Source organism: Aurantimonas sp. C2-5-R2, from assembly GCF_036549495.1.
GTDB lineage: Bacteria > Pseudomonadota > Alphaproteobacteria > Rhizobiales > Rhizobiaceae > Aurantimonas > Aurantimonas coralicida_A.
Genome location: NZ_JAZHLJ010000006.1, coordinates 114,637 through 141,309, shown reverse-complemented (window position 1 = coordinate 141,309; position 26,673 = coordinate 114,637). Strand labels below are relative to the sequence as shown.

The window sequence follows — 26,673 nt, the reverse complement described above, 5'->3', positions numbered from 1 at the left end:
CCTTTCCCATAGAGCACCTCCTGCTCACAGAGAATCAAACCGAACATCAAATGGGAACCCGTCGATTCAAATTATTCGCCGGATGCTCTAGTGTACTCGGTGATGTTCACTTTGTGCGATACTAAATATGAGAAAAATGGTGCCGCTTAGGTGACTCGAACACCTGACCCCATCATTACGAATGATGTGCTCTACCAACTGAGCTAAAGCGGCCTTGGCCGGCGGGTGGATCACCCACGGACGGCGTCCTGATAGCCTTAAACGGGGCCGGGTTCAAGCCGCAATCAGCGCGGCACCGTTCCGCATCGGCGCGACCGGTGACTGCAATGGGCCGAGGGGGCGTGCCGGATCGTCGCGGAGCGCCGCGCTTCGCGGCAGCGGGGCCACCCGGTGTCCGGTCAGCCGCAGATCTGGCGCTTGGCGGTCGCGTATTCCTCGGCCAGGCGGTCGACCAGTGCGCCGGCCGGGCCGACGGACCGCACGGCGCCGATGCCCTGGCCCGAGCCCCAGATCTCCTTCCAGGCCTTTGGCTTGGCGCTGGCGCCGCCGAAATCCATCAGCGTCGCGTCGCTCTCAGGCAAATTCTCCGGATCGAGGCCCGACGCTTCGATCGAGGCGCGCAGATAATTGCCGTGAACGCCGGTGAAGAGGTTGGTGTAGACGATGTCGCCGGCGCGGCCCTTCACGATGCCGTTCTTGTAGTCCTCAGCCGCGCGCGCCTCGTCGGTGGCGATGAAGGCCGAGCCGACATAGGCCCCGTCGGCGCCCATCGCCTCGGCCGCCAGCACCGCCCGGCCATTGGCGATCGCGCCGGATAGGAACAGCGGCCCGTCGAACCATTCGCGGATTTCCTGGACCAGCGCGAAAGGCGACAGCGTGCCGGCATGGCCGCCGGCGCCTGCAGCAACCGCGATCAGCCCGTCGGCGCCCTTTTCGATCGCCTTGCGGGCAAAACGGTCGTTGATGATGTCGTGCAGCACGATGCCGCCGTAGGAATGGACGGCGTCGTTGAGTTCGGGGCGGGCGCCGAGCGAGGTGATGACGATCGGCACCTTGTGCTTCACGCAGGCCGCCAGATCGTGCTCCAGCCTTGTATTGGACTTGTGGACGATCTGGTTGACCGCGAAGGGTGCGGCCGGCCGCTCGGGATGATCGCGATCGTGGGCGGCCAAGGCTTCCTCGATCTCGCAGAGCCATTCGTCGAGCTGCTCCGCCGGCCGGGCGTTGAGCGCCGGAAACGAGCCGACGACGCCCGCCTTGGCCTGGGCGATCACCAGCGGCGGGTGCGAAATGATGAACAGCGGCGCCGCGATCACCGGAATCCGCAATCGGCCGTCGAGAATGGGAGGAAGGGCCATGAGCGCATCTCGCGGATGATTGACGTTAACGTAAGATCGGGCGACGGGTAGCAGATCGGGCCGAGCGACGCAAAGGACGTCCGATCTCTATGCGAGGTGGGTCGCACTGTCACGATGAGCGGCGCGGGCGGTGGCGAAGCGCCGCACCGACTTGCGTCCTGTCCCGGAGCGGGCGATTTTGTCGGCCCATGTCCGACCTGTTTCCGCCCGTCCCGTCGACGCCCTCGTTGTTCGCCGATCCACTCGTTCCCCTCGTCCGGGTGATCGATACGGAGACGGCGGGCCAGCGGCTGGAGGAGGACGCGGTGATCGAGATCGGCTCGGTCGATCTCGATCTTTCGACCGGCGATATCGGCAACCCGATGCAGAGTTTCTGCGACCCGGCCGGCGTGGTGATCAACCCGCATGCCCGCCGCGTTCACCAGATCACCGATGAAATGCTCGTAGGCGCGCCGCCCTTCGCCGAAGCGGTGAAGCCATTCGCCGGCGCGTCCTATTTCGCCGCCCAGCGCGCCAGCTTCGACCAGCCGCGCCTGCGCCTCGCCGGCCGCTGGCTGTGCACGCACAAACTGGCGCTGCGGGCGTTCCCGCATGTGAAGGCGCACGGCCTCCAAAGCCTTATCAAATACGTGCCGCTCGATCTGTCGCCGGTCGCGCCGCTGCTGGAGGGCCTGCACCCGCATCGGGCGCTCTACGACGCCGTTTGCACGGCGGTGCTGTTGCGCCAGATCGCCGCGGCACTGATGCCGCGCTACGCCGATCTCGCCGATTTTCTCGAGCGGGCCGAGCGGGTCTCCAACGAACCGGCACTGTTGGCGCGGCTGCGTTTCGGTCGGCACAAGGGCGTCGAGGTCGCCAAGGTGCCGGACGACTATCTGGAATGGTTGATCCGCGAGCCCGGCATGGACGCCGACGCGGTGTTCACCGCCCGTCATCATTTGCGGCTGCGCGGCATGCGCGGGGCACGGCCGCTGCCGGCCAGCGCCGTTTAGGAGAGACGCAGGCGGTGACATCCGCCCCTGAAGCGGGCGATCCGGCGCCCTATCTATCGCCATTCCGAATCCTCCAAGCCGGAATACCATGCAGCGTTTCGCCGAACTTCTCGACCGTCTGGTGCTGACGCCGTCGCGGAACGGCAAGCTCAAGCTGATGACGGATTTCTTCGGCGCCGAGTCCGACCCCGAGCGCGGCTATGCGCTGGCCGCGATCACCGGCGATCTCGACATCAAAAGCGTCAAGCCGGCGATGCTGAGGGCGCTGATGGCGAGCCGCATGGATTCGGTGCTGTTCGGCTATTCCTACGACTATGTCGGCGATCTCGCCGAGACCATCGCCCTGGTCTGGCCGTCGCCCGATGACGGAAAGGCGCGCGCGGCGGCTCCGCCGCCGACGTTGGCGGACGTGGTCGAAACGCTGGATGGCGCCGCGCGGAAAGATGGCCCGGCGCTGGTCGAAGCCTGGCTCGACCGGCTGGATTCCTCCGGCCGCTACGCCTTGCTCAAGCTCGTCACCGGCGGGCTGCGGGTCGGGGTGTCGTCGCGCCTCGCCAAGCAGGCGCTGGCCGATTTCGGCGGCAAGGCCATCGCCGAGATCGAGGAACTCTGGCACGGGCTGGAGCCGCCCTACCAGCTGCTGTTCGCCTGGCTGGAGGGCCGGGCGGAAAAGCCGGTCTCGGCCGCCGCGGCGCCGTTCCGCCCGGTGATGCTGTCGCAGGCGCTGGCGGAGCCGGACTATGAGCGCATCGACCCTCAGAGCTACGCGGCCGAGTGGAAGTGGGACGGCATCCGCGTGCAGGCGACGGCCGAGCGAGGCACGCGGCGACTGTATTCGCGCACCGGCGACGATATCTCCGGTGCGTTTCCGGATCTTCTCGACTTCATGACCTATGAGGGTTCGCTCGACGGAGAATTGCTGGTGGCGACGCCGAAGGACGCCCGGTCAGGGACGGCCGAAGTCGCGGAGCATGAAGGTCCAACGCAAGACGAACTCGTCGTCGGCACCTTCTCCGACCTGCAGCAGCGGCTGAACCGCAAGACCGTTTCGGCCGCCGTGTTGAAGCGCTATCCGGTGTTTCTGCGCGCCTACGATCTCCTCCAGGATGGCGCAACCGATCTGCGCGGACTTGCCTTCGCCCAGCGCCGCGAACAGCTGGAGTCCTTTCTCGCCCGGCTGGAGCCATCGCGCTTCGACCTCTCGCCCTTCGTGCCGTTCGAATGCTTCGCCGACCTCGAAGGCCTGCGCGCCGCGCCTCCGCATCCGGTGATCGAGGGGCTGATGCTGAAGCGCTGGGATTCGGCCTATGTACCGGGCCGCCCGAAGGGGCCTTGGTTCAAATGGAAGCAGGACCCCCATCTGGTCGATGCCGTGCTGATGTACGCCCAGCGCGGCCACGGCAAACGCTCGAGCTTTTATTCCGACTACACGTTCGGCGTGTGGACCGGGCCGATCGATGCGCCGGAGTTGGTTCCGGTCGGCAAGGCCTATTTCGGCTTCACCGACGCGGAGCTGAAGCAGCTCGACAAATATGTCCGCGACAACACGGTCGAGCGCTTCGGGCCGGTGCGCTCGGTGCGGGCCGAGCCGGACCACGGCCTGGTCATCGAGGTGGCGTTCGAGGGGCTGGCCCGGTCGAGCCGGCACAAATCCGGCGTCGCGATGCGGTTTCCGCGCGTTTCGCGGCTTCGATGGGACAAGCCGGCCTTCGAGGCGGACCGGCTGGAGACGTTGCAGGCGATGCTGCCGGACGGGCCGGCGAGGTAACGCGGGCGGAGTTTGGCCTCCGGTTTCCGCATTGCCGCTCGACCTTGCGTCATCGCGATGCTCGGCCTACCTGCGACGGGACGAACGAGGACTGGAGAGACCAATCATGTCGGAACGGGTGAACAGTTTCCTCGGCGGCTCGCCGCTGGGCGTCATCGTCAAGCTCGTGCTCCTGTCGATCGTCGTCGGCGTGATTTTGTCCTGGCTGCAATGGAGCCCGGCGAACGTCGTCGACTGGGTCGTCGATCTGTTCCAATGGCTGTGGGGTAGCGTCTTCGGCTCGCTGGAGCGGGCGATCGACTATTTCATCCTCGGCGCCGCGATCGTCGTGCCGATTTTCATCATCTCGCGGCTGTTGACGCTCGGACGGCGCTAAAAGGACGTTGCGCGGCGCCGAAAACTGAACGGCCTGTAACTTAGGGCCCGAACTTCTTTGCTACAGCCGCCGCTTTCGCCGTTACCGCGGCTTTCGCTGCTTCTGCTGCAAGCGCTTTTGCCGCTTCTGCTAGTTGCGTTTTTGCTGTCGTTTTTGGCTCTCTCGCCGCTTCCGCCACTGCCGCTTCCGCTGCTTTCGCCGCCTCTTTCGCAGTCGCTTCCGCTGCTGCCGCCTTCGCTTCCGCCGCAGCTACTTCCGCCGCGACTACTTCCGCCGCTTGGGTTTCCCGCCCGGCCTCTGCCCGCTCCTTCATCGCTTTGGCGCTCTGGCTGATTGTTTCCATGATCTGGTGGATAGGGTCGGCGCCACCCGCGAGAAGCGCTCCGACGAGGAGGATATCGACCAGCCGCATTGGGATTTTCATTGTATAATCGGGCGCCATCATTGCACCCAGAATGCTGACTCCGGCAAGGCCCATCAAAGTGCCCAGGATGAGCGAGAAGATCGTGGCTCGCAATTTGGTCGCTGCCTTGCCCATGACGTCGCCCGGGCCGGGCAACGCTGACGGGGTCTTCGGTTGGTTGGGTTCCAGAAATACCGACACATAGACCTCGGTCGTCCTTTCTACGAACAAGGCAAGCGCGACGAAGATGCCCAGTCGTTCGAGGACGGGCACGATCGCCCCATCATTTACCGCAAAGACGGAGAAGGAATCGGATTTGGTGTCGAGGAGCCATGCCGTCAAAGCCACAAGTACGATGCCGGAGACGACCATGAGAAATAATCGTCCGAGAGACGATTGCATGGAAGCATACCCCCGAAAGCATTGACTTCCGTAAAGGAATTCTGATGAGAATGATCCCATAATTTCAGTTATACAAGTAGTTTATTGAGTTTTATTAACAAAATTCGGACGTTGCGGACTGGCGGTCAACCGAATTCCCGCGCCACGCGGTGCAGGGTGGTGTGGCGGCGGGCGAGCGCCTCGATATCGCGCGAATAGCCGCCCCCGACGACGCAGGCGACCGGAATGTCGCGGTCGCGGAAAAAGCCGATAACCGTGCGGTCGCGATCGGCAAGCCCCGAATCCGATAGGGCCAAACGCCCGAGCCGGTCCTCGGCGTGCGGATCGACACCGGCATTGTAGAACACGATCTCCGGCTGGGACTGCCGCGTCGCCTCGGCCAGCGCCGCCCCGAGCGCTTCGAGATAGACGGCGTCACCGGTGCCGTCGGCGAGCGGCACGTCGAGGTCGGAATTCGCCTTCTCGGTCGGATAGTTTTTCGCCGCGTGGATCGACAGCGTGAAGACGCGAGGCTCCTCGGCGAAGATCCGCGCCGTGCCGTCGCCCTGATGCACGTCGCAATCGACGACCAGCACCTGGCCCACATCGCCATCGGCCAGCAGCACCGAGGCGGCGACGGCGACGTCGTTGAACACGGAGAAACCCGCGCCGCCGGAGCGGTGGGAATGATGACTGCCGCCGGCGGTATTGCAGGCAAGGCCCTCGGCCAGGGCCAGCTTGGCGGCGAGCACCGTACCGCCGGTGGCGCAGCGCGAGCGCATCGCGACCCGCTCGTCCACCTTGAAGCCGATCGCCTTCTCGATCGCCGGCGGCACGGCGGTAAACAGCACCTGATCGACATAGAGCGGATCATGGGCGAGCCGCAGCCAGCCGGGTAGCGCCGGGGCCGGAATGTGGAAGCCATCCGGCGCGACGACACCGTCCTCGACGAGAATCTGGGCCAGCCGCGTGAATTTCGACATCGGGAAGCGATGATGGGCGTCGAATTTGGCGTCAAAGGCGGGATGGTGGATCATCGGAACCGGCATGATCTGGCAAGATAGGGCGTTGCCGGCGCAGGGCACCGCGACAAGGTTTCGCTTGCCCGGCTTGGGCTCTAATGCGAATTCCCGTCGATGCGACGTGACGGTGACGATCAGATCGAGAGTGCGGCGGAGTCCGGCCCAGTAGCGGGGCCGGGGCGTTCGCGGCCTTTCACGGTCAGCCATCGCGAGGTCTGGGCGATCACCCTGCCGATGACGCTGGCGTTTCTGACGACGCCGCTGATCGGCCTGACCGACACCGCCGTCGTCGGGCGCATCGGCGACGCCACGTTGCTCGGCGGGCTCGTCGTCGGCGCGTTGATCTTCGATTTCGCCTTCGCCACCTGCAACTTCCTGCGCTCGGGCACGACCGGACTGACCGCGCAGGCGATGGGCGAGGCGAATGGCCGCGAGGCGCAGGCGGTATTCTGGCGCGCCATGGTTCTTGCGCTCGGCATCGGTATTCTGCTGATTCTCGCCGAGTCGCTGGTGACCTCGCTCGGGCTGCTGGCGATCGCGCCGGGGCCGGGTGTCGCTGAAATCACCCGGCTCTACGTCTTCCTGCGGATGTATTCGGCGCCCTTCGCGCTGGTGAATTACGCCATCCTCGGTCATGTGCTCGGTCGGGGGCGCGGCGGACTGGGGCTCGTGCTCCAGATCGTCGTCAACGGCACCAATATCGGCCTGTCGATCCTGTTCGGCCTCGTCATGGAATACGGCATCGCCGGTGTCGCGATCGGGACGGTCTGCGGCGAGGCGGTCGGGGCGGTCGTCGGCTTCCTGGTGGTTGTGCGCGGTTTCGATCGCACCGAGCGGCCGTCGCCCGCCCGAATCTTCGACCGGCGGGGCATCACGCGGATGGTCGCAGTCAATCGCGACATCATGATCCGCACCTTCTGCCTGCTCGGTGCCTTCGTGCTGTTTACCCGCCTCGGCGCCCGCACCGGCGCGCTGACGCTGGCCGCCAACGGCATCTTGATGAACTTCTTCCTCGTCGGCGGCTATTTCCTCGACGGCATGGCGACGGCGTCGGAACAACTCGTCGGACGGTCGGTCGGGGCGCGATTCCGGCCGGCCTTCGACCGGACGGTTAAGCTGACGCTCGTCTGGGGGCTCGGGCTCTCGCTGGTGCTGTCGGCGCTTTTCCTCGTGTCGGGCGAGGCACTGATCGCCTTCCTGACGACGGACCCGGCGGTGCGGGACGCGGCCGGCGAGTATCTGGTCTGGGCGGCACTGACGCCCTTTGCCGGCGCGCTCGCCTTCATCATGGACGGCATCTTCATCGGCGCGACCTGGTCCCGGACGATGCGCGATATGATGATCGCGTCCTTCGTCATCTTCGCCGTCGGCGCCTACGCGCTATCGCCGGTCTTCGGCAATGACGGGCTGTGGGGCGCGCTGCTGGTCTTCCTCGGGTTTCGCGGGATCAGCCTGATGGCGCTGCTGCCGCGCCGCCGGGCCGAGACATTTGGACCGACCGCCGCCTGATCACGTTCAGTCCGGCGGCGGCGCGGCCAGGATCTCCTCGGTTCGGCTGCCGCGCAGCTCGGCGATATGATCCAGGCCGGCCCTGTCCAGATACCGGACCATCTCCTTCAGGATACGCACCGGAAGGTCCGGCCCTTCATAGACGAGCCCGGTATAGAGCTGTACGAGATTGGCGCCCGCCTCGATCTTGCGCAGCGCCGTGCGGGCGTTCTCCACGCCGCCGACGCCGATCAGCGGAAAATTCGGCCCGAGCGCCTGCCGAAATTGCGCCAGGACATAGGTCGAGCGGTCCATCAGCGGCCGGCCCGACAGGCCGCCGGCTTCGAGCGCGTGCGGTTGGCCGACAACGCCTGCCCGCGACAGCGTCGTGTTCGACACGACCAACCCGTCGATCCGCCGCTTGCGGACGGCGGTGACGATTTCGTCGATCTGATCGGAGGCCAGATCCGGGGCGAGCTTGAGGAAGAGCGGCTTGGCAGGACCGCCCGACAGCGCCGCATAGCCGTCGCGGGCGGCCACCACCGCCTTGAGCAGCCGGTCGAGGTCAGAGCCGGTCTGAAAGGCCCGCAGCCCCGGCGTGTTCGGCGAGGAGATGTTGACCGTCAGATAGCTCGCCACGGCCTCGAAGCGGTTGACGCCTTCCACATAGTCGGCGACCCGATCCTTGGAATCCTTGTTGGCGCCGATGTTGACGCCGACGATGCCGGCCTTGCGGATGCGCGCTTCCAGCCGCTCGAACGCCTCGGCATGGCCGTCATTGTTGAAGCCGAGCCGGTTGATGACCGCGTGCGCCTGTTCGAGACGGAAGACGCGGGGCTTCGGGTTGCCCTCCTGCGGCTGCGGCGTCACCGTGCCGACCTCGACGAAGCCGAAGCCAAGCCGCAGCGCCGCGTCCGGAACCTCGGCGTTCTTGTCGTAGCCGGCGGCGAGGCCGAGCGGATTGGGAAAGGCGATGCCGGCGACGACGGTCCGCAGTCGGTTGTCGACCGGCGTGTTGACCCGCGGCATCAGCCCGCGCTTCAAAGCCGCGATCGACAGGGCATGGGCGCGCTCGGGATCGAGGCGAAACAGGGCCGGACGGGCCAGCCGGTAGAGCCGATTCATCTGACCGAGCCGGGAAACTGGTGACCGCCGTCGATCCCCAGCGGCAGATCCTCGACCCAGACCACCGCATCGAGGGGAAGCGGGCCGTAAAGATGCGGGAACAGTGCGCCGCCGCGCGATTTCTCAAAGCGCAGCGCGTCGCCCAGTTTGTCAGGGTCGACCGCGATCAGCACCAGATCGCTCTGCCCGGCGAAATGCCGGGCGGCGGTCTCACGGACCTGCCGGCCGGTGGAGAAATGGATGAAGCCGTCCGCTTCGTCGATGGGCGCGCCGTCGAACTGGCCTTTCGCCTTGGCGGCTTCCCAGAGGGGGTGAGGCGCGATCTTGTAGATGGGTTGATCCATGACAAACCGGTGCCAGAGCGGCGGCGTCAGGTCAATCACCCGCTGCCTTGAGACGGTCACGCGGTGGGTCTACGCTTCGATTGTCTGTCGCATCTCTCAAGGGTGGCAGGGTCGCATTCATGGAGCCAGCGCCAATGTCCCGAATCGTCTCAGCCCTCCTCGCGGTCGGCATGGTCGCCGCCGTGCCGGCATCCGCGCAGTCGATCCTCGACAGCAGCGGCGGCCGCTACCAGATGCAGCCGGTCGAGGGCGGCATCGCCCGCCTCGATACACAGACCGGAGCGGTCGATCTCTGCCGGATCGAGGGCGATGCCTTGGTCTGCAAGGGCTCGAGCGAGGGCCGGCGGGGCGATGCCGACCGGATCGCCGATCTCGAAGCGCGGGTCGCGGCGCTCGAAGGCGGGAAAAGCGCTGTCGATGACGTGGACGCGGCCGACCAGGCGATCAAGACGATGCGGCAGGTCTTCCGCGGCTTCGCCGACATCGTCCGCGATCTGGAGCGCGATCTCGGCTCCGATCCGGACAAGGCGGAAGGCGATGGGGAACCAGGCCGGACCTGATCGCCCTTCGGATCACGTCGGAATGTCGAACACCGGAAACTCCATCCGCCGCTTGAGAAAGTCCTCCATCTCGTCGAGCGAGCGCTCTGTCGCCTTGGTCGGGAAGGCCTGGAAGACGTGCGCCCCGCCATTGGTCAGCGCGAGTTCCGCCTCGATGCCGCTGGAAATCCAGCGCGCCGCCATGAACAGCGTGTCATCGATGAGGAGATCTCGTGTTCCGCAACTGAACAGAGCGGGCGGCAAGCCTTTCAGATCGGCGTAGAGCGGCGAGACGGTCGGGTCCTTGAGGGAGTAGCTTTCCGGCACGAAGCGCAGGACGAATTCCTTCACATCGTCGGTATTGAGGACGAGGCGCTCGTCGCCGAAATTGCGCACGCTCGGCGTCAGCGATAGATCGTAGCAGCCGGCGACGAGATTGGCCGCCTTGAACGGTGTCACGCCGTATTCGTCGCGCAACCGGAGCAGCGTCAGAACGGCGAGATGCGCGCCGGCCGACTCGCCGCCGATCGCCAGGAAGCCGCGCGGCAGATCGGCCAGATGGCCGTTCGCCAGCGCCAGCGCGATATCGGCGCAATCATGCAGAGCGGCCGGGAAGGGATCTTCCGGCGCCAGACGGTATTCGACCGAGGCAACGGTGAGCCCGGTGTTGTCGGCGAGGCGCCGCAGCCGCGGGTCGGATTCCTCGGACCCGCCGAAAACCCAGCCGCCGCCGTGGATGTGCAGAAAGGTGCCGCGCGTCGCGCCGTCCGTGGGCCTGAGCACCCGGACCGCGATCTCGCGTCCGGCGCTGCCGATATGGACGATCGTCTCGGCGGCCTTGTCCTTCGGAGCAGGTGGGAACACGCCGCGCCCTTCCTTGCGCAGCTCCCGAACCCGCTCGACCGGCATCGACCAGGGACTGGGCAGGATCTTCTGTTCGGCGATGATTCTGTCGTTCAGTTCGACGATTTCCGGATCCGTCTCGTCCGGGTCGAAAACTGTCGGATCGATCGTCACGCGCGCTTGTGTCATTGCCGTTTCCCTGTTGCCGGGGAAGAAGTTAGGACGCGGGACGACGGGTTGTAGGGTCGAGGTGGCCGGTGCGATCGAATGGACACGAAATGCAGGGAGTCCGCCATGCGCCAACATATCGAAATCTTGAAGATTTCGACGCCCGGCCGGTCGATGGTCGAGATCAGTCATCAGATCGCCGAACGTCTCGCCGCGGCGGGAGCCCGCGACGGCCTCGTCACGCTGTTTATCCGACATACGTCCGCGTCTCTGACAATCCAGGAGAATGCCGATCCCGACGTGCGGCACGATCTGCTGGGGGCACTCGACCGCTTGGCGCCCGAGGATGCGCCCTATACGCACACGATGGAGGGGCCTGACGACATGCCGGCCCACATCAAGTCGGCGCTGACGGCAACCAGCCTCGCCGTGCCGGTCTCGGCGGGACGCATGATGCTCGGAACCTGGCAGGGTATCTACGTCGTCGAACATCGCGCACGGCCGCATTCGCGCGAAATCGTCCTCCATTTCGCCGGAAGTATCCCGTGAAGCGGCTGCCATTAGGGAATGGTCTTGATCCGGAGGACCAAGAGGGTCAAGAAAAGCCGACAGCCGGGAGGAGCGGCCGCCGCAGCGCCGCGGCGGCACCGGGAATACGACGGGAGGAACAACGGACATGAGCCATGTCTTCATCGTGGCCGACGACCATCCACTGTTTCGCGGCGCCCTGCGGGAAATCCTGACGGCGCTGCCGGACCCGGCCGAGATCGTCGAAGCGGCGGATTTCGACCAGGCCGCGGCGGCGCTGGAGGCCAATCCGGACGCTGACCTGATGCTGCTCGATCTCAATATGCCGGGCACCAGCGGCCTGTCCGGTCTGGCATTGCTCAGGGCCGATCATCCCTCGGTTCCGATCGCGATCGTCTCCGGCAGCGAAGACGCGCCGATCGTGGCGCGGGCCCTCGATCTGGGTGCCTCGGGGTTCATCCCGAAATCGTCGAGCTTGGACACGATCCGTCAGGCGATTCTTTCGCTTCTCGCCGGCGAGGTCTTCTTGCCGCCGGACATTTCACTCGATGCCGAGCGCGATCCGGAAGTGACGCAGCTGATCCGGCGCATCCGGACACTGACGCCACAACAGACGCGGGTGTTGACCATGCTTGGCCGGGGGCTTCTCAACAAGCAGATCGCCTATGAACTCGGCATATCGGAGGCGACGATCAAGGCGCATGTCTCGGCCGTGCTCTTGAAGCTCGGCGTCGACAGTCGCACGCAGGCGGTGATCCGCCTCTCCAAACTCGGCATCGATCTGGAAGGCGGTTTCGCGGCCTGAGAGCATCTGGCCTGGCGCCAGGCTCGGCTACTCGGCTGCTTCGCGGCGATTGCTCCTGCGGCCCATCGCGGCTCGCAGGGAGGCAGGCTTCAGCGGCTTCGTCAGCACATCGACGTCCATGGCGAGGGCCTGTTCGCGCAGATCCGGCGACCGGTCCGCGGTGACGAGGATCACCGGAAGCTGCGGATCGAGCGTCCCGCGAAGCAGGCCGATGGCGTCGAGCCCGTTGCCGTCATCGAGATGGTAGTCGACGAGGGCGATATCCGGCAGGATTCCCCGCTTCGAGAGCATGTCGACGGCCTCACCCGCCGAGCCGAAAGCTTCGACCTCGCAACCCCACCCGGTGAGAAGGACCCGCATCCCCTCGCGGATGGCGACCTCGTTGTCGATACACAGCACCCGCGTGCCGCCGAGCGCCAAGCCGGACCGCGCCGGTAGCAGCGGCGTTTCCGTCAGCAGAACGGGCTTAGCCTCGGCGACCGGCAGGGTGATGCGGAAGCGGGTTCCCCGCCCATGCTCCGAGGTCGCCTCGACCGGATGGTCGAGAACCCGCGCGATGCGGTCGACGATGGACAGGCCGAGGCCGAGACCGCGGGCGGTCCGGCTGCCTTCATCGAGTCGCACGAACTCCTGATAGATCGTTTCCAGCTTGTCGGCGGGGATGCCGATGCCGCTGTCGGCGATCTCGATGTCGACGCTGCCGCCGACCCGATGCCGGACTCCGACGACGACCTTGCCCGCGCGTGTGTATTTGACGGCGTTCGAGACGAGATTCTGGATCAGGCGTCGGAGCAGGTTACGGTCCGAGCGGACGGCGGCGCTGGTGCGCACGAAGCGCAGTACGATGGCCTTTTCCTCGGCGAGCGGCCGCATGTCGGTCTCGATCTGGCGCAGTAGCCGGTCGAGAGGGAAGTCCTCGACCTTGGCCTGCATTCCCCCGGCCTCGAGACGGGAAATGTCGAGTACCGCGCCGATGATCGCCTCGACGGCCTCCAGCGAGGAGCCGATATTGGCGGCGATCTCCCGGCCGGCACCGGTGTCCTGACGCTCTTGAAGCGCGGCCGCATAGAGCCGCGCGGCGTTGAGCGGTTGCAGGATGTCGTGTCCGGCGGCGGCGAGAAACCGCGTCTTGCCGAGATTGGCCGCGTCGGCCACCTGACGGGCCTTGGCGAGTTCGTTGTTGGCGTTCAGAAGTTCGCCGGTGCGCACACGGACCCGTTCCTCCAGGCTTTCGTTCATCTCGCGCAATGCTGCGGCCTGCATGACGCGCTCCGTCATATCGGAGACGGTGGCCACCAACCCACCCTCCGGCATCCGATTGGCGCGGAACTCCAGGACCCGTCCGGAGCGCTTCAGGCCGATCTGACGCAAGGCGGGGGCGCGTGTCAGGCTCTCGAAGCTCACCTCGTATTCCTCGCGATCGATCTCGCCCGCGTCGAGCAGCTCGTCGAGCACGACGGTGAAGGGCGTGCCGATCTGGCCGAAATCCGGCGACAGGCCGACCAGATCGCGGAACTGGCGGTTCCAGAAGGTCAGCCGATAGTCGGAATCGAAGATCGCCAGCCCCTGGTCGACCTGATCGAGCGCGATCCGCAAGAGGTCACGATTGTATTGCAGCGCTTCGGAGGCATCGTCGAGAAGCCGAAGCGCCGACCGGCTGGAATCGGCGTGCCGCTGGAACAGGAGCGACAGGACCAGGCGGGAGGAGGCCGAGCCGATCGCGGAGGCCAGAAGCTGTTCGGAGAAGCGGATCGTCGCGCTGTCAGCGGTCGCGTTGGCGTCGAGCGTTCGGCCTTCCTCCTCGGCGAAGCGCGCCAGCGATCGTTCGGTGCGCTCGGCGCCGAGATAGCGCGCGATGGTCGCCGTCAGCTCGCCGACGCTGACGCCGGAGCGGGTGCGGCGCAAGCCGGCGGCCGGCCCGGCGTCCTTGGCCGCGAAGATGGCGCCCTGAATCCGCTCAAGGGGAGTCGCCGGGCGACTGAGCGAGCCGATGACGAGACAGGCGATATTGGCCAGCAGGCTGGCGAGGCAACCGAACAGCAGCGGATCGATGTCGGGTGTGGCCGCGGCCGCTGCCGCAAGGGATCCGGTGACCGCCGGCGCCTGGATCGCCGGCAGGAGCAGCGTATAGGCCCAGACCAGGATGCCGGCGATGAGCCCGGCCATGGCGCCGCGTGCATTCGCCCTCTTCCAGAACAGGCCGGCGAGGAAGGGCGGGGCGAGCTGTGCGATGGCGGCGAAGGACAGGAGCCCGATCGAGGCAAGACCGCTGCCCGTTCCGGCGAAGCGGTAATAGCCGTATCCCAGAAACACCACGACGAGAATCGCCGAGCGGCGCACGTTGAGGATCAGCCGGGTTTCGTCCTGGCGGGTGTCGATGCCGGGACCGCGGCGCTTGAGCAGCCACGGCAGGACGAGGTCGTTCGAGATCATGATCGACAGCGCGACACTGGCGACGATGACCATGGCGGTCGCCGCCGAGAGGCCGCCGATGAAGGCGACGAGCGACAGGGCGTCCTGACCCTGCGACAGGGGTAGCGACAGCACGTAGAGGTCGGCATCGACCGTGCCGCCAAGCTTGATCAGGCCGGCGGCGGCGATCGGGGCGACGAAGATGTTGATCAGAACGAGATAGAGCGGAAACAGCCAGCGGGCGCGGCGGATTTCGTCGCGGGTGCGGTTTTCCACCACGGTCATATGGAACTGCCGCGGCAGCAGCAGGATGGCCAGCGCGCTCAGGCCCATCGACGCGAGGAAGCGGCCTCCGATTTCCGAGCTGAAGGCGCTGGTCACGGCCGGGCTTGCCAGAGCGGCGCTCCAGAGTTCGCCGGGCTCGAACAGCACGAAAGTGACCCAGATCCCGATCGCCAGGAAGGCGGCGAGCTTGACGATCGATTCCATCGCCACGGCGAGGACGAGACCGTCCTGGTGCTCGGTGGCGTCGGCATGACGGGTGCCGAACAGAATTGCGAAGATGCCGAGAACGGTCGCGACCAGCAGGGCGAGGTCGTTGAACAGCGGCGGCATCTCGGGGGTCGCGCGATAGTGGGCGACCAGCGCGGCGACACTGGTCGAGATCGCCTTGAGCTGCAGCGCGATATAGGGGACCGTGCCGATGATGGCGATCAGCGTGGCCAGGGCCGCGACCGAAGGGTTCTTGCCGTAGCGCGAACCGATGAAGTCGGCGACGGTGGTGATGCGCTCGGCCTTGGCGTGCCGGACCAGCCGTTCGATGAAGGCCGGCGCGAGCAGGAACACGAGAATCGGACCGAGATAGATCGCCAGGAAAGACAGCCCGTCCCGCGCGGCGACGCCGACCGACCCGAAGAAGGTCCAGGAAGTGCAATAGACGGCGAGACTGAGCGCGTAGACGCCAGGCCGGCTCTGGTTTGCATGGCCGTCCGCGGCCCGCCGGTCGCCCCACCAGGCGACGGCGAACAGCAAAAGCAGATAGGCGATCGCCGTGACGACGATGATGCCACTGTTCAAATCCAGCCTCCCACGGCGGATGAGGTCCGCCGTCTGTCGGCGAACAGAACCACCGGGGCCGCCGCAAGTCCAGATATGGCGGGGAGAATGCCGCCGGTCATGCCGATTGTGTCGGCGCGGCGAGTTTGTATGATCGCGCGCAACCGCGCGACATCACGCCGTCGATATCAGGACGAAGAATGCTTCAGGAATTCAAGGAATTCGCCCTCAAGGGCAACATGGTCGATCTGGCGATCGGCATCATCATCGGGGCGGCGTTTTCCGGCCTCGTCAATTCACTGGTCAGCGACCTGTTCATGCCGCTGGTTGCGGTCCTCACAGGCGGCGTCGATTTCACCAACAAGTTCGTCGCCCTGTCCTCCGTCGTGACCGCGACGAGCCTTGAGGCCGCCCGCGAACAGGGGCCGGTCTTCGCCTATGGCAAGTTCGTGACGCTGACGATCAACTTCCTGATCGTCGCCTTCATCCTGTTCCTCGTGGTCAAGGGCATGAACCGGATGCAGCGCAAGGAAGAGGCCAAGCCTGTCGAAGTCTCCAAGGTGCCGCGTCAGGAAAAATTGCTCGAGGAAATCCGGGATTTGATGGCGGTCGCTACCGACAGAGCGCCGCGCGCGTGAGCCCAGCCGATCATCCGTAAGCGGTGCGAAGGGATTGACGCGGCGCGCGCGAGGCGCGATGGCGAAATCCGCGAAGTTGTCGCGCCGCGATCTCCGTCCTTGAAGGCCGAACCATGAGCGATCTTACCCAGTTGCGGCGCGAAGCGGTCGCGGCACCGGAAAGCGGCATCGTCGCCGTGATCAACTATGCGCGGGAGCGTGAGGGGCTGATCCCGATGTGGGCCGGCGAGGGCGATATCGCGACGCCGGATTTCATCTGCGCCGCCGCCTCGGCGAGCCTCAAGGCCGGGGAGACCTTCTACACTTGGCAGCGGGGGTTGCCGGAATTGCGCCAGGCGCTCGCCGATTACACCGCGCGGCTTTACGGACGACCGTCCTTGCCGGATCGCTTCTTCGTGACCGGTTCGGGGATGCAGGCGATCCAGATCACGCTGGCGGCGCTCGCTGGGGCCGGCGACGAAGTCGTCTTCTTCGGCCCGGCTTGGCCGAATTTCGCGGCGGCGACCGAGCTCCAGGGTGCGGTCGCGCGCGAGGTCGCGCTCGACTGGACCGAGGCGGGCTGGCAGTTGGATCTGCAGAAATTCAAGGATGCGATCGGCCCGAAGACCCGGGCAGTGTTCGTCAATACGCCGGCCAACCCGACCGGCTGGACGGCCGACGAGGCGACATTGCGCGCCATCCTGGAAATCGCCCGTGATGCCGGAATCTTCATCATCGCCGACGAGATCTATAGCCGCTTCTACTATTCCGGCGGACGGGCGCCATCGTTTCACGATGTGATGGAGGAGGACGATCGGATCGTCTTCGTCAATTCCTTCTCAAAGAACTGGGCGATGACCGGCTGGCGGGTCGGCTGGATCGAGACCAACGCCGCCTTTGGCGACATCATCGAGAACCTCATTCAATATTCGACTTCGGGCGTTGCTGCCTTCATGCAACGCGGGGCGCTCGCAGCCTTGGAACAAGGTGAGGCGTTCGTGGAAAGCCAGATCGCTCGTGCTGCCGAAGCGCGGGAGATTTTCGCCTCGCGACTCCTGGCCACCAACCGGGTGTCGATGACGCCGCCTGACGGGGCGTTCTACGCCTTCTTTGCCATCGACGGCATCGCGGATACCCGCGCCGCGGCCTTTCGCATCGTCGACGAGGCCGGGGTGGTACTCGCGCCCGGCACCGCCTTCGGCCAATCCGGCCATCGGTTTCTCAGAGCCTGCTTCCATCGCCGGCTGGACGAGGTGGAAACTGCCGCCGACCGTCTCGTCGATTGGATCGGCCGGGCGGTGTGAGAGCCGTCGACGGTCGCACCCTCTCGCATCGCTTCGCAACGCTCGCCCTCGCCGGACTCGGCGGCCTTGCCGCCTCGGCGCTCGGTCTGCCGGTCGCCTGGCTGCTGGGACCGGTGCTCGCGGTGTCGGCGGCGAGCATCGCCGGGCTCGATACGGAACTGCCGCAGGTATTGCGCACGCTGGCGTTCTTCGTTCTTGGCGTCCAGGCCGGTTCCGGGGTGACGCCGGACGTGCTGGAGCAGATCGCCATCTGGCCGCTGTCCTTCGCCGTCCAGATGCTTGGAGTCGGCGTGGTCATCGTGCTGACCCACGCCTTCCTGCATCGCGTGCTGCACTGGGACAAGGACACCGCGCTGTTCGCTTCGCTTCCCGGCGCGCTGTCCTTCGTGCTGGCCGCCGCGTCCGAAACCCGGGCCGATCTCACCCGGATCACCATCGTCCAGAGCGTCCGGCTGCTCTTTCTGATCGGTGCCCTGACGCCGATCCTCGCCTGGCTGGAAGGCGGCGCCGACGTGGTCGCAATGGCGCGCGGTACGGAGGGGACTCTCGCCGACTACGCCTTGCTCTTCAGCCTATGCGCACTGGTTGCGTTCGCCGGTCATCTGATCCGGTTGCCCGGCGGGATGATGCTGGGCGCCCTGATCGGCAGCGGGGCGTTGCACGTCGGCGGCGTCTCGACGGTGGCGATTCCACCGGTGCTCGCGATCCCGAGCCTCGTTCTTCTCGGCACGCTGATCGGTTCGCGGCTCAAGGGGATCAATATCACGGCGTTTTCGCGACTGCTTCCGGCCGCCATAGGGTCCTTTGCGATCGGTCTGGTCGTTTCCGCGGCGGCGGCGGCTGTGGCCGTGGTGGCGCTCGGAATCGGCTTTGGAAAGGTGGCGCTCGCCTATGCGCCTGGCGCTCTGGAGGCGCTGACCGTGCTGGCATTCCAGTTCGACGTCGATCCTGCCTATGTGGCGGCCCATCATGTCGTGCGTTTCGTCAGCATCGCGATGGTGGTTCCCCTGCTCGCGAAGCGCCGCGCGCGACCGGGCGACACGGTCGCGCCCCCCATCGACGAGAAAGAACGCTTGTCAGGCGTCGATGGCAGCGAAGACCGAAGGTGAGGGCGCCGGCGCCTCGCCGCCCGGTGGTCCCCAGAAGACCACCCATGTGACGAAGTTGTCGGACATCCCCTCGAAGCGGTGCTCCGTCCCGGCCCGCACGAACAGCGCGTCGCCGGCTCTGACATGTCCGCGCTCGCCGTCCCTGACGACATCCGACTGGCCGGACGCGATGATGTAGAGCTCGTCCTGGCTGTGCGGACGCTGGCGGTCCTCGCCGCGCGGCGCGAAGATCTCGAGCGTCATGGTGCCGTGGGACAGGGCCTCGGCATGAAAGACGCCATCAGGCCATTCGGCGGTGGCCGGCAGCGGCAGCTTTCCCAGGAAATGATCGAGCGAGACTTTCATCAAAATACCCCGCAACGATGGTTGGACGAAGCCTTTTCTAGCCGGGGCTCAGCCGCCGGCTTGCGAAACGACCAGAGGCGTCACCTTCGCGGAGCGTTCGGCATGGGCCGGCCGCTCGGTCGCGAAGGGAATGCCGACGGCCTTCCATGTCTCGACCAGGGCGTCCTTCAACGTCTCGATCAGAGCGTCGGAATGCAATGGCGTCGGGGTGATCCGCAGCCGCTCGGTGCCGCGCGGCACTGTCGGGTAATTGATCGGCTGGATGTAGATTCCATGCCGCTGCAAGAGATGGTCGCTGGCCTTCTTGCACAGGTCGGGGTCGCCAACCGCCAGCGGAACGATATGCGTGTCGGACTCCATCACCGGCAGGTCGGCGCCGCGCAGCACGCTCTTGGCCTGAGCGGCCTGGCGCTGTTGCGCCTCGCGCTCGGCTTGGCTGGTCTTCAGGTGGCGGATCGAGGCGGTCGCTGCCGCCGCCAGCGCCGGCGGCAGCGCCGTGGTGAAGATGAAGCCCGGCGCGTAGGAACGCACGGCGTCGATCACCGCCTTCGTGCCGGCGATGTAGCCGCCGAGGACGCCGAAGGCCTTGGCCAGGGTTCCCTCGATCACGTCGATGCGCTGGGCGAGCGCGTCGCGCTCCGAGATGCCGCCGCCGCGCGGGCCGTACATGCCGACCGCATGGACCTCGTCGATATAGGTCATGGCGTTGTAGTATTCGGCGAGTTCGACGATCTTCTCGATCGGTGCGATGTCGCCGTCCATCGAATAGACACTCTCGAAGACGATCAGCTTCGGCTGCGCCGGGTCGGCGGCTTTCAGCAGCTCTTCCAGATGCTCCATATCATTGTGACGGAAGACCTGCTTCTTGGTTCCGGCCTTGCGGACCCCTTCGATCATCGAGGCGTGGTTCAACTCGTCGGAGAAGATGAGGCAGTTCGGCAGGAGCTTGGCGATGGTCGAGATCGAGGCTTCGTTGGAGACGAAGCCGGAGGTGAAGACGAGCGCCGCCTCCTTGCCGTGCAGATCGGCCAGTTCGCGCTCGAGTTCGACCAGCGGATGATTGGTGCCTGAGATGTTGCGGGTGCCGCCGGCGCCGGAGCCCATTGCCGAGACGGTCGCCGTCATCGCCGCGATCACATCGGCGTGCTGGCCCATCCCGAGATAGTCGTTGGAACACCAAACAGTGATCTCGCGAACCTTGCCGTCATGCCGCCAGAGCGCCTTCGGGAATTGCCCGGCGATCCGTTCGAGATCGGCAAACACCCGATAGCGCTTTTCGGCATGCAATGCCTCGATCGCCGACTCAAATTGGCTCTGGTAATCGATCATCGCGAACTCCTTGTCAGAACGGTTCTAAATGCGGCATGGCGCAAAGTCCACGTCCCGCCAGCATGATGCGGGAGTCCGAGGAACGTGACATTGACCAAGGTCAAGCGACCGCGCGGGTCGCCTCGAACCGTCACGAGTTCGGCTCGTCCCCCGGAGCGGAGGAGGGGCCGATTTCTGCGGCATCCGCCGGATCTCGCTCCGTGCTCTCGTCACGGCGCGCGCGGGCCTGCTCCTTGCGCCGGCGGAGATTTTCCCGCAATTGCGCCTCCAACCGCTGCTGCCGCCTTGATTTTTGCTTGTCGCCCGCTGTACCGCCGTCGCTCATGATCCACCTCTTGCCAGCCTCATTCGATAGTGTCAGGGGCGGGGCGCCGTCAATTTCCTCTGCGTCGACTCCGATACTCCGGCGCAGTCTTGTCAGGACCATGGCCGGGTTTCGCTGCAAGAGCGACCCCTGCGCCTCGCGGAAGCTGTGATGAAACGACTGTTCGACCTCTTCGCCAGCCTTGTCGGGCTGATCCTGCTCGGCTGGCTGGTCGGCGTCCTCGCCATTCTCGTGCGCCGCGACAGCGACGGCCCTGGCCTTTTCGCCCAGGAGCGGGTCGGTCTGCGGGGTCGAACCTTCGTCTGCTACAAGCTGCGAACCATGCATCGGGCGACCAAATCCGCCGCTTCCCACGAGACGCCCGCCGCGGCTGTGACGCCGCTCGGGCGGCGATTGCGGGCCTTGAAGCTCGACGAGCTGCCGCAATTGTGGAACGTCTTCAAGGGCGAGATGAGCTTCGTCGGGCCGCGCCCCTGCCTGCCGTCGCAGACGGTACTGATCGCGGAGCGGGAACGGCACGGCGTCCTCGAGGTGCGGCCGGGTATCACCGGCAAGGCGCAGGTGATGGGTGTCGACATGTCCGACCCCGTTCGGCTCGCCGAGATCGATGCCACTTATGTCGCGGAGCGCAGCTTCGTCGGCGACCTCGTCCTGATCCTGCGAACCGTTACCGGCAGCGGCCGCGGCGACCGGGTCGCCCAGTGAGGGAACCGGCCGGACCTGGTATGGTTGCCTCTGCGCCGCGCGAGCCAATTCCATCGGAGCCCATGTTGCTCTAGAACGCGCACACTCCGCCTTGCGGGGCCGCCACCTTAGGACTGTCTGCCTCATGATCGAACGCATCGGCTTTGCCGCCGAGCTCGCCGCCTACACCGACCGGCACGGACCGGTGACCATCGGTCTGGCCGGGGCCGGGCAGATGGGCACGGACATCGTCGTCCAGATCGCGCTGATGACCGGAATCCGCGTCGGCGCCGTCGCGGCGAACAGCGCCCGGCGGCCAATGCAGGCGATCGCCATGGCGGGCTACAGCGACGATCATGGCGTCGTCGCGGCTAGCGCGTCGGACATCGACCGGACGATCGAGGCCGGTCAAATCGCCGTGACCGATGATCTCGGCGCGCTGTGCGCGGCCGGCCGCATCGACGTCGTCGTCGACGCCACGGGCAGTCCGGAGGTCGGGACCTTCCTGGCGATGGAGGCGATCCGCAACGGCAAGCACATCGTGATGCTGAATGTCGAGGCCGACATCACCGTCGGCCGCCTGCTCGCCCGCAAGGCGCGGGAGGCCGGCGTGGTCTATACCGGATCGGCCGGCGACGAACCTGCCTCGACGCTGGAGCTGATCTCGTTCGCCCAGAGTCTCGGCATGGAGGTGGTTGCCGCCGGCAAGGGCAAGAACAATCCGCTGCGCCATTCCGCCATTCCCGAGGAATACGAGGAGGAGGCGCGGCAGCGGGACATGAACGCCCGCATGCTGGTGGAGTTCATCGACGGCTCGAAGACGATGGTGGAGATGACCGCCATCGCCAATTGCACCGGCCTCAAGCCGGACGTGCCGGGCATGCACGGCCCGGAAGCGACGGGCGACAATCTTGGCCAGGTGCTGTGCACGGCCGAGGATGGCGGCATTCTGTCGAAGGCCGGATGCGTCGACTACACGATCGGCAAGGGGGTCGCGCCCGGCGTCTTCTGCGTCGTGAAGCCGCGCCACCCCCGCGCGATCGAGCGGATGGCGGATCTGAAGGTCGGCCCGGGCCCGTGCTTTGCGTTGATCCGGCCGTTTCATCTGACCAGTCTGGAGACGCCGTTGTCGGCGGCCCGCGCCGTGATGTATCGCCGTCCGGACATGGTGCCCGTGGATCGGCCGGTGGCCGAATGCGGCGCCATCGCCAAGCGCGATCTGAAGCCGGGCGAGATGCTGGGGCGGATCGGCGAGGCCGACTATCGTGGCTATGCGATGACCTGGGACGACGCGCGCGCCAGGCGGGCCTTGCCGCTCGGCCTGGTCGAGAAGGCGACGGTGGCGCGGCCGGTGAAAGCCGGGGAGCTTGTCACCCACGACAATTGCGCGCCCGACGACAGCCTGCTCGTCACAAGGATGCGGGCCGAACTCGACGCGGCCGACGGCCGGTTCGCCGACTAAATATCCAGATTGCGCCGGGCCGTTCGATCCGGGTCAAGAGGCGTCCGGCCTGTCCCCCGCCATCGTCGAGCGGATCGCGATATCGAGACCTTTCGCCAGGATCTGGCGCTCGTTCTCGCTCAGGGGCTCGAGCGCTGCCGCGATGGACTGCAGCGGGTCCTTCTTCAAAAGGACGACGCCCCGATCGGTCAGTTCCAGCTGTTCGGCGCGGCCGCGTCCGATCGTGCCCAGCTTGGCGAGATAGCCCTTGGTGATCAGGGTGCGGACGGTGCGCGCGACGGCACCCGACGCGAGGCCCTGGAAGCGGGCGAGATCGATCGCCGTGCGCAAGTGCGGCGGTGCCGACTGGACATAGCGCAGCGCCACCCACTGGGCCGGAAACAGCTGCGAGGCATAGCCCTGCGAGTGCAGCCGGCGCGCGATCTGTTCGAGCAGTCCGGCCAAATCGGCAGTGGAAACCGGGTCCGTGTCCAAAAATTCGCGCCATCGTCGTTGAATTACGCCTGCGTCTTATCGCGGAAGCGCAGGAATGTTCAATCTGATGCCGTCCGGAATGGGCGGGCGTCGGCGCGATCTTGCCGGAAAAGCGCCAAGAACCCGCCCAAGAGATGAACGACCCGTTAATCGGGACAATCAAAGGCTTTTGAAGCAGGCTGTTGCGAAGCTCCGACGCTCACGCAGCTGAGGGATGCAGGCTCGCCCAACGCGGCTGGGCATCGACGGCGTGGGTCAGCAAGGCGGCCAGCTTGAGAACAAAGCCGTCGGCATAGCGCGGTCCGATGATCTGCACGCCGATCGGCAGCCCGGTTCCGGTAAACCCACCATTGACGCTGATTGCCGGCTGCTCGCCGACATTCCACGGCAGAGTGAAGGCGATGTGCTCGAACGGCCGGGCGGGATCGTCGATCGGCGAGGCCGCTTCGGCCGGCCAGGATACCTGCGGGTTGACCGGCGAAAGAATGGCGTCGAACCGGGCGAAGGGCGCCGCGGCGGCCGCCTTGATCGCCTGGATCTGGTCGAAGGGCTCGGCGACATCGGTGCCGGAAAGGACCGCCGCGCCGGCCGCCCATTCCCGGATATAGGGCAGCACCATCGCGCCTTTGTCGTCGGGCAGGGCCGACATCGTCGCCCAAAACCGGGCGCGAAAGAAATGGTCGAAACCGTCCAGCATGGCGCGGGTGAGGATTCCCGGTATCGGTTCGATGACGGCGCCAGCCTCTTCCAGGGCGCGCGTGCAATCGGCGAGCGCCGTCGAGACGTCCGGACCGACGGGGAGGCCGCATCCAGCCTCCGCCATGACCCCGATCCGCAGCCCCTTCGGGTCGAGTGTGAAGTCGCTCCAGTCGATCGTCGACGGCGGCAGGCCTGTCGGATCGCGGACGTCCGGCCGCGATAGCGTCGCCATCATCAGCGCTGCGTCGGCAACGGTCCGGGTCATCGGTCCGGCGACGCGGCCGATATAGGTTGGATCGATCGGCACGCGGCCGTAGCTCGGCTTGAAGCCCACCGTTCCGGTGAGGCCGGCGGGAATGCGGATCGAGCCGCCGATGTCGGTGCCCAGATGCAGCGGCCCGAAGCCGGCCGCCGCCGCCGCGCCGGCGCCGGCGCTGGAGCCGCCGGGGTTGAACCGGATGTCCCAGGGATTGCGCGACAGTTTGTGGAAGCTCGACAGGCCCGACGACAGCATGCCGTAATCGGGGCAGGTGGTCTTGGCGAAGATGATCGCGCCGTCCTCGCGCAGCCGCGCGGCCGGCGGTGCGTCTTCAGGCGCGGGAACGAGCGTGGTCGCGGCGGTGCCGTTGGGCATTGGGGTGCCCTCTGTCGCGATCAGTTCCTTGATCGTCACCGGCACGCCGTCGAGCGGACCTTTCGGCGCGCCCTTGGCCCAGCGCTGTGTGGCTGCCGCCGCGTCCGCCCGGGCGCTCTCAGGATCGTAGGCCCAAAGCGCCGCGATCGACGGCTCCCAGATCGCGATGCGGCGTTCGACGTCGGCCCAGACCTCCGTTGGGGACGTTCCGCGGCTGCGGAACATGGCGAGAAGGTCGCTGGCCGGAATGTCGCTGAGATCCGTCATGGGGAAAAGCTCATGGTCTGCGCGCAAGGCGGTTCGCCAGAAGACTCCGCTCCGGGAAAAGCATTACCGGCCGCGGCGTCGAGAGTTTTTGCCGGCCCTTGCATCGGGCGTTGCCATTTCGGTTGAAAATTTGGAGTGGCGCAAGCGCGCTTCGCGATGTTGTCGGTGTGTCCCTCAAGCGGGCAAGCGCAGCCAGTAGATTCTGAGCGGTTGGGCGAGGATGTTGGCGCCATCTTGCTGTGCTGCCTTCGCCGCGAACAGGCGCTCGACCTCGCCGCGCTTGGCTTCGACCGTCGCCGCGCGGGTCGGATCGACGGACACCACCCGGCGGATAAACGCATCCACGTTGGCAAAGCGTTCCTTGCGCTCGAAGACGACGTTGCCGCGCAGCTCGAACCGGCCATCCCGGCAGGCATCCGCCACCGCGCGGTTCGCCGCCTCGCGAATGTCGGTCTCGTCATCGATCGGGCGCACCGCCTCGAAGAACGGACCTTCGGCGAGCGGCTCGACGACGAGAACGGTGCCGCCTGCCCGCGTGACGCGCGCGGCCTCGCCGAGCGCATCGAGCATCCGGGCCTTGGGCACATGATGCAGGGAATTGAGGAATATGGCGGCGTCGAAGCTGTGGTCCGCGAAGGGCAGTTTCTCACCGGGGGCCACCGCGAAGTCGGCCTCGGGCGCAGCCGTTCGGGCCGCTTCTATCGCCGCCTCGCCAGGGTCGATGCCAGTGACGCGAAAGCCACGCGCCGTCAGAGCTTTGGCAAGGCCGCCATGGCCGCAGCCGATGTCGACGACGGTGGTTGCGCCGTCCATGGCCAGCGTTTCGGCGATGACAGCGGCGGTATCGCCGGCCGCGAAGGCTGCGTTGAGTGCGGTGGGTGGTTGCATGGCGGATCCCTTCGGCGTGGGTGAGAGCGCTTACCGTCTCCCGGTCGCTCGGATGGACCGCCGCCCCCGACAGGGCGAGGGGCGGCATCCGATGGTCCGTCTCAGGCGGTTTCGGCGTAGTTCGACGGGAACAAGGCGCGCAGCGCGGCTTCGTCGCGCTCCGACTTGAAGGAGACGTCCTTGGCGATCTGCCGCGCCTCGGCGACGGCCGGGCGCGCGTTGACGCTATCGAACCAGCGCTTGAGGTTTGGATAGGCGACGAGTCCATTTTCGCCGAGCACGTTGGCGACCCGGTCGATCCAGCCCCAAGCGGCGATGTCGACGATGGTGTAGCTGTCACCGACAAAGAATTCCCGGCCGGCCAGGTGGTCGTCCAGCACCTTGTAATGGCGCTGCGCCTCGCGCGTGTAGCGGTTCTCCGCATAATCGGACTTGCCCTTGGCCGCCGTGCGGAAATGCACCGACTGACCCGAATACGGACCGAGGCCGGTGGCGACGAACATCAGCCAGGACAACAGCTCACCCCGGTCCTCCGGCTTGCCGCCGAATTGGCCATGCTTGTCGGCGAGATAGAGCAGGATGGCGTTGGAATCGAACACCCGCTTGCCGTTATCCTCGATCGCCGGCAGCTTGCCGTTGGGGTTGATCGCGCGGAAGGCCGGCTGGTGCTGTTCACCCTTCAGCGTGTCGACCGGCACCAGTTCGTAATCGAGGCCGGCCTCTTTCAGGAACAGCGCGATCTTCATCGAGTTCGGCGTCGGGTGGAAGTGGAATTTCAGCATTGGATCTCCTGTATCGCGATCTGAGCGAATATCGTGACGTGACGGCGTTTCGACACCATTCGGGGCGGTGAGGCAAGCGGATCGGCCGTGACCCCGGAGGCCGCTGAACGGTTTGACGACGGCGCGGCGCCATGTTCAGCCTTCGC

Annotated in this window: 26 protein-coding genes and 1 tRNA gene; 12 read left to right on the top strand and 15 right to left on the bottom strand. The window is 66.1% G+C overall.

The window, feature by feature from the left end; genetic code table 11:
- Window positions 1–137: 137 nt before the first annotated feature.
- A tRNA-Thr gene (locus tag VQ044_RS05105) sits at window positions 138–213 on the bottom strand.
- A gap of 185 nt (window positions 214–398) precedes the next feature.
- Window positions 399–1,358 (bottom strand): NAD(P)H-dependent flavin oxidoreductase, encoded by a 960-nt coding sequence (locus VQ044_RS05100; RefSeq protein ID WP_327645688.1) that lies wholly within the window; start codon window positions 1,356–1,358, stop codon window positions 399–401.
- Between the two features lie 188 nt (window positions 1,359–1,546).
- Between VQ044_RS05100 and VQ044_RS05095 the strand changes: the two genes are divergently transcribed.
- The 3 genes from VQ044_RS05095 (at window position 1,547) to VQ044_RS05085 (ending at window position 4,494) form a co-directional block, all read left to right on the top strand.
- Complete coding sequence (locus VQ044_RS05095) at window positions 1,547–2,350, top strand: exonuclease domain-containing protein (protein WP_327645687.1); 804 nt, start codon at window positions 1,547–1,549, stop codon at window positions 2,348–2,350.
- A gap of 88 nt (window positions 2,351–2,438) precedes the next feature.
- Entirely contained in the window at window positions 2,439–4,118 is a 1,680-nt protein-coding gene (locus VQ044_RS05090) for a cisplatin damage response ATP-dependent DNA ligase (protein ID WP_327645685.1), read from the top strand.
- Between the two features lie 106 nt (window positions 4,119–4,224).
- Window positions 4,225–4,494 carry a DUF6460 domain-containing protein gene (locus tag VQ044_RS05085; RefSeq protein ID WP_327645683.1) on the top strand — a complete coding sequence of 90 codons (270 nt, stop codon included), beginning with the start codon at window positions 4,225–4,227 and terminating at the stop codon, window positions 4,492–4,494.
- 40 nt (window positions 4,495–4,534) lie between these two features.
- Here the strand turns inward: VQ044_RS05085 and VQ044_RS05080 are convergent, their stop codons facing one another.
- Together VQ044_RS05080 and VQ044_RS05075 are read right to left on the bottom strand one after the other, a co-directional pair.
- Window positions 4,535–5,299 carry a hypothetical protein gene (locus tag VQ044_RS05080; RefSeq protein ID WP_327645682.1) on the bottom strand — a complete coding sequence of 255 codons (765 nt, stop codon included), beginning with the start codon at window positions 5,297–5,299 and terminating at the stop codon, window positions 4,535–4,537.
- A gap of 125 nt (window positions 5,300–5,424) precedes the next feature.
- The gene (locus VQ044_RS05075; RefSeq protein ID WP_327645681.1) at window positions 5,425–6,327 is read right to left on the bottom strand and encodes a histone deacetylase family protein; all 903 of its coding nucleotides are present in this window, start codon (window positions 6,325–6,327) and stop codon (window positions 5,425–5,427) included.
- A 207-nt stretch (window positions 6,328–6,534) separates the two neighbouring features.
- Here VQ044_RS05075 and VQ044_RS05070 point away from each other — a divergent pair, with 207 nt between their 5' ends.
- Window positions 6,535–7,809 (top strand): MATE family efflux transporter, encoded by a 1,275-nt coding sequence (locus VQ044_RS05070; RefSeq protein ID WP_327645701.1) that lies wholly within the window; start codon window positions 6,535–6,537, stop codon window positions 7,807–7,809.
- A 6-nt stretch (window positions 7,810–7,815) separates the two neighbouring features.
- On the opposite strand, the gene VQ044_RS05065 is transcribed toward VQ044_RS05070, so the two are convergent.
- Window positions 7,816–8,913 (bottom strand): quinone-dependent dihydroorotate dehydrogenase, encoded by a 1,098-nt coding sequence (locus tag VQ044_RS05065; RefSeq protein ID WP_327645680.1) that lies wholly within the window; start codon window positions 8,911–8,913, stop codon window positions 7,816–7,818.
- On the bottom strand, window positions 8,910–9,257 hold the full coding sequence (locus VQ044_RS05060) for a DUF952 domain-containing protein (protein WP_327645679.1): 348 nt from the start codon (window positions 9,255–9,257) through the stop codon (window positions 8,910–8,912). Before VQ044_RS05060 ends, VQ044_RS05065 begins: the two co-directional genes overlap by 4 nt.
- Before the next feature lie 134 nt (window positions 9,258–9,391).
- Between VQ044_RS05060 and VQ044_RS05055 the strand changes: the two genes are divergently transcribed.
- Window positions 9,392–9,817, top strand: a complete 426-nt coding sequence (locus VQ044_RS05055) for a hypothetical protein (RefSeq protein WP_327645677.1) — start codon at window positions 9,392–9,394, stop codon at window positions 9,815–9,817.
- A gap of 12 nt (window positions 9,818–9,829) precedes the next feature.
- Here the strand turns inward: VQ044_RS05055 and VQ044_RS05050 are convergent, their stop codons facing one another.
- Window positions 9,830–10,828, bottom strand: coding sequence for an alpha/beta hydrolase (locus VQ044_RS05050; RefSeq protein ID WP_327645676.1), 999 nt, complete (start codon window positions 10,826–10,828; stop codon window positions 9,830–9,832).
- A gap of 105 nt (window positions 10,829–10,933) precedes the next feature.
- On the opposite strand from VQ044_RS05050, the gene VQ044_RS05045 reads away from it, so the two are divergent.
- Together VQ044_RS05045 and VQ044_RS05040 are read left to right on the top strand one after the other, a co-directional pair.
- Complete coding sequence (locus VQ044_RS05045; protein WP_327645674.1) at window positions 10,934–11,356, top strand: secondary thiamine-phosphate synthase enzyme YjbQ; 423 nt, start codon at window positions 10,934–10,936, stop codon at window positions 11,354–11,356.
- A 127-nt stretch (window positions 11,357–11,483) separates the two neighbouring features.
- Window positions 11,484–12,140 carry a response regulator transcription factor gene (locus tag VQ044_RS05040; protein ID WP_327645672.1) on the top strand — a complete coding sequence of 219 codons (657 nt, stop codon included), beginning with the start codon at window positions 11,484–11,486 and terminating at the stop codon, window positions 12,138–12,140.
- Between the two features lie 27 nt (window positions 12,141–12,167).
- Here the strand turns inward: VQ044_RS05040 and VQ044_RS05035 are convergent, their stop codons facing one another.
- A complete protein-coding gene (locus VQ044_RS05035) occupies window positions 12,168–15,629 on the bottom strand; it encodes a PAS domain-containing hybrid sensor histidine kinase/response regulator (RefSeq protein ID WP_327645671.1) in 3,462 nt (1,153 codons plus the stop codon).
- A 179-nt stretch (window positions 15,630–15,808) separates the two neighbouring features.
- Between VQ044_RS05035 and mscL the strand changes: the two genes are divergently transcribed.
- The 3 genes from mscL to VQ044_RS05020 all read left to right on the top strand — a co-directional run bounded on the left by mscL (window position 15,809) and on the right by VQ044_RS05020 (window position 18,638).
- Window positions 15,809–16,246, top strand: a complete 438-nt coding sequence (gene mscL / locus VQ044_RS05030; RefSeq protein WP_253962464.1) for a large conductance mechanosensitive channel protein MscL — start codon at window positions 15,809–15,811, stop codon at window positions 16,244–16,246.
- 113 nt (window positions 16,247–16,359) lie between these two features.
- Window positions 16,360–17,529, top strand: coding sequence for a pyridoxal phosphate-dependent aminotransferase (locus VQ044_RS05025; protein WP_327645669.1), 1,170 nt, complete (start codon window positions 16,360–16,362; stop codon window positions 17,527–17,529).
- Window positions 17,526–18,638, top strand: a complete 1,113-nt coding sequence (locus tag VQ044_RS05020) for an AbrB family transcriptional regulator (protein WP_327625510.1) — start codon at window positions 17,526–17,528, stop codon at window positions 18,636–18,638. The genes VQ044_RS05025 and VQ044_RS05020 overlap by 4 nt, the downstream gene beginning before the upstream one ends.
- Here the strand turns inward: VQ044_RS05020 and VQ044_RS05015 are convergent.
- The 3 genes from VQ044_RS05015 to VQ044_RS05005 form a co-directional block, all read right to left on the bottom strand.
- Window positions 18,606–18,983, bottom strand: coding sequence for a cupin domain-containing protein (locus tag VQ044_RS05015; protein ID WP_327625511.1), 378 nt, complete (start codon window positions 18,981–18,983; stop codon window positions 18,606–18,608). The genes VQ044_RS05020 and VQ044_RS05015 overlap by 33 nt on opposite strands.
- Before the next feature lie 48 nt (window positions 18,984–19,031).
- Window positions 19,032–20,309 carry a 5-aminolevulinate synthase gene (gene hemA / locus VQ044_RS05010; RefSeq protein WP_327645699.1) on the bottom strand — a complete coding sequence of 426 codons (1,278 nt, stop codon included), beginning with the start codon at window positions 20,307–20,309 and terminating at the stop codon, window positions 19,032–19,034.
- Window positions 20,310–20,442: 133 nt separating this feature from the next.
- Window positions 20,443–20,637, bottom strand: coding sequence for a hypothetical protein (locus VQ044_RS05005; protein WP_327625512.1), 195 nt, complete (start codon window positions 20,635–20,637; stop codon window positions 20,443–20,445).
- A gap of 150 nt (window positions 20,638–20,787) precedes the next feature.
- Here VQ044_RS05005 and VQ044_RS05000 point away from each other — a divergent pair, with 150 nt between their 5' ends.
- Both VQ044_RS05000 and VQ044_RS04995 read left to right on the top strand, forming a co-directional pair.
- Window positions 20,788–21,342 (top strand): sugar transferase, encoded by a 555-nt coding sequence (locus tag VQ044_RS05000; protein ID WP_327645666.1) that lies wholly within the window; start codon window positions 20,788–20,790, stop codon window positions 21,340–21,342.
- Between the two features lie 124 nt (window positions 21,343–21,466).
- Window positions 21,467–22,783, top strand: coding sequence for an NAD(P)H-dependent oxidoreductase (locus VQ044_RS04995; protein ID WP_327645664.1), 1,317 nt, complete (start codon window positions 21,467–21,469; stop codon window positions 22,781–22,783).
- Between the two features lie 33 nt (window positions 22,784–22,816).
- Here VQ044_RS04995 and VQ044_RS04990 read toward each other — a convergent pair whose 3' ends face one another.
- The 4 genes from VQ044_RS04990 to VQ044_RS04975 all read right to left on the bottom strand — a co-directional run bounded on the left by VQ044_RS04990 (window position 22,817) and on the right by VQ044_RS04975 (window position 26,527).
- On the bottom strand, window positions 22,817–23,257 hold the full coding sequence (locus VQ044_RS04990; RefSeq protein ID WP_327645663.1) for a MarR family winged helix-turn-helix transcriptional regulator: 441 nt from the start codon (window positions 23,255–23,257) through the stop codon (window positions 22,817–22,819).
- A gap of 199 nt (window positions 23,258–23,456) precedes the next feature.
- The gene (locus tag VQ044_RS04985) at window positions 23,457–24,857 is read right to left on the bottom strand and encodes an amidase (protein WP_327645661.1); all 1,401 of its coding nucleotides are present in this window, start codon (window positions 24,855–24,857) and stop codon (window positions 23,457–23,459) included.
- Between the two features lie 174 nt (window positions 24,858–25,031).
- Window positions 25,032–25,745, bottom strand: a complete 714-nt coding sequence (locus tag VQ044_RS04980) for a class I SAM-dependent methyltransferase (protein ID WP_327645659.1) — start codon at window positions 25,743–25,745, stop codon at window positions 25,032–25,034.
- Window positions 25,746–25,846: 101 nt separating this feature from the next.
- Window positions 25,847–26,527 (bottom strand): glutathione S-transferase family protein, encoded by a 681-nt coding sequence (locus VQ044_RS04975; protein WP_327625519.1) that lies wholly within the window; start codon window positions 26,525–26,527, stop codon window positions 25,847–25,849.
- Between the last annotated feature and the right edge of the window lie 146 nt (window positions 26,528–26,673).

Coding starts and splice junctions, on each gene's coding strand:
- VQ044_RS04985 (WP_327645661.1), bottom strand. CDS start 24,857: ATGACGGATCTCAGCGACATTCCGGCCAGCGACCTTCTCGCCATGTTC.
- VQ044_RS05095 (WP_327645687.1), top strand. CDS start 1,547: ATGTCCGACCTGTTTCCGCCCGTCCCGTCGACGCCCTCGTTGTTCGCC.
- VQ044_RS05065 (WP_327645680.1), bottom strand. CDS start 8,913: ATGAATCGGCTCTACCGGCTGGCCCGTCCGGCCCTGTTTCGCCTCGAT.
- VQ044_RS05015 (WP_327625511.1), bottom strand. CDS start 18,983: ATGAAAGTCTCGCTCGATCATTTCCTGGGAAAGCTGCCGCTGCCGGCC.
- VQ044_RS05025 (WP_327645669.1), top strand. CDS start 16,360: ATGAGCGATCTTACCCAGTTGCGGCGCGAAGCGGTCGCGGCACCGGAA.
- VQ044_RS05100 (WP_327645688.1), bottom strand. CDS start 1,358: ATGGCCCTTCCTCCCATTCTCGACGGCCGATTGCGGATTCCGGTGATC.
- mscL (WP_253962464.1), top strand. CDS start 15,809: ATGCTTCAGGAATTCAAGGAATTCGCCCTCAAGGGCAACATGGTCGAT.
- VQ044_RS05055 (WP_327645677.1), top strand. CDS start 9,392: ATGTCCCGAATCGTCTCAGCCCTCCTCGCGGTCGGCATGGTCGCCGCC.
- VQ044_RS05090 (WP_327645685.1), top strand. CDS start 2,439: ATGCAGCGTTTCGCCGAACTTCTCGACCGTCTGGTGCTGACGCCGTCG.
- VQ044_RS05045 (WP_327645674.1), top strand. CDS start 10,934: ATGCGCCAACATATCGAAATCTTGAAGATTTCGACGCCCGGCCGGTCG.
- VQ044_RS05085 (WP_327645683.1), top strand. CDS start 4,225: ATGTCGGAACGGGTGAACAGTTTCCTCGGCGGCTCGCCGCTGGGCGTC.
- VQ044_RS04975 (WP_327625519.1), bottom strand. CDS start 26,527: ATGCTGAAATTCCACTTCCACCCGACGCCGAACTCGATGAAGATCGCG.
- VQ044_RS05040 (WP_327645672.1), top strand. CDS start 11,484: ATGAGCCATGTCTTCATCGTGGCCGACGACCATCCACTGTTTCGCGGC.
- VQ044_RS05070 (WP_327645701.1), top strand. CDS start 6,535: ATGACGCTGGCGTTTCTGACGACGCCGCTGATCGGCCTGACCGACACC.
- VQ044_RS05000 (WP_327645666.1), top strand. CDS start 20,788: ATGAAACGACTGTTCGACCTCTTCGCCAGCCTTGTCGGGCTGATCCTG.
- VQ044_RS05080 (WP_327645682.1), bottom strand. CDS start 5,299: ATGCAATCGTCTCTCGGACGATTATTTCTCATGGTCGTCTCCGGCATC.
- VQ044_RS04995 (WP_327645664.1), top strand. CDS start 21,467: ATGATCGAACGCATCGGCTTTGCCGCCGAGCTCGCCGCCTACACCGAC.
- VQ044_RS05060 (WP_327645679.1), bottom strand. CDS start 9,257: ATGGATCAACCCATCTACAAGATCGCGCCTCACCCCCTCTGGGAAGCC.
- VQ044_RS04980 (WP_327645659.1), bottom strand. CDS start 25,745: ATGCAACCACCCACCGCACTCAACGCAGCCTTCGCGGCCGGCGATACC.
- VQ044_RS05050 (WP_327645676.1), bottom strand. CDS start 10,828: ATGACACAAGCGCGCGTGACGATCGATCCGACAGTTTTCGACCCGGAC.
- VQ044_RS05005 (WP_327625512.1), bottom strand. CDS start 20,637: ATGAGCGACGGCGGTACAGCGGGCGACAAGCAAAAATCAAGGCGGCAG.
- VQ044_RS05075 (WP_327645681.1), bottom strand. CDS start 6,327: ATGCCGGTTCCGATGATCCACCATCCCGCCTTTGACGCCAAATTCGAC.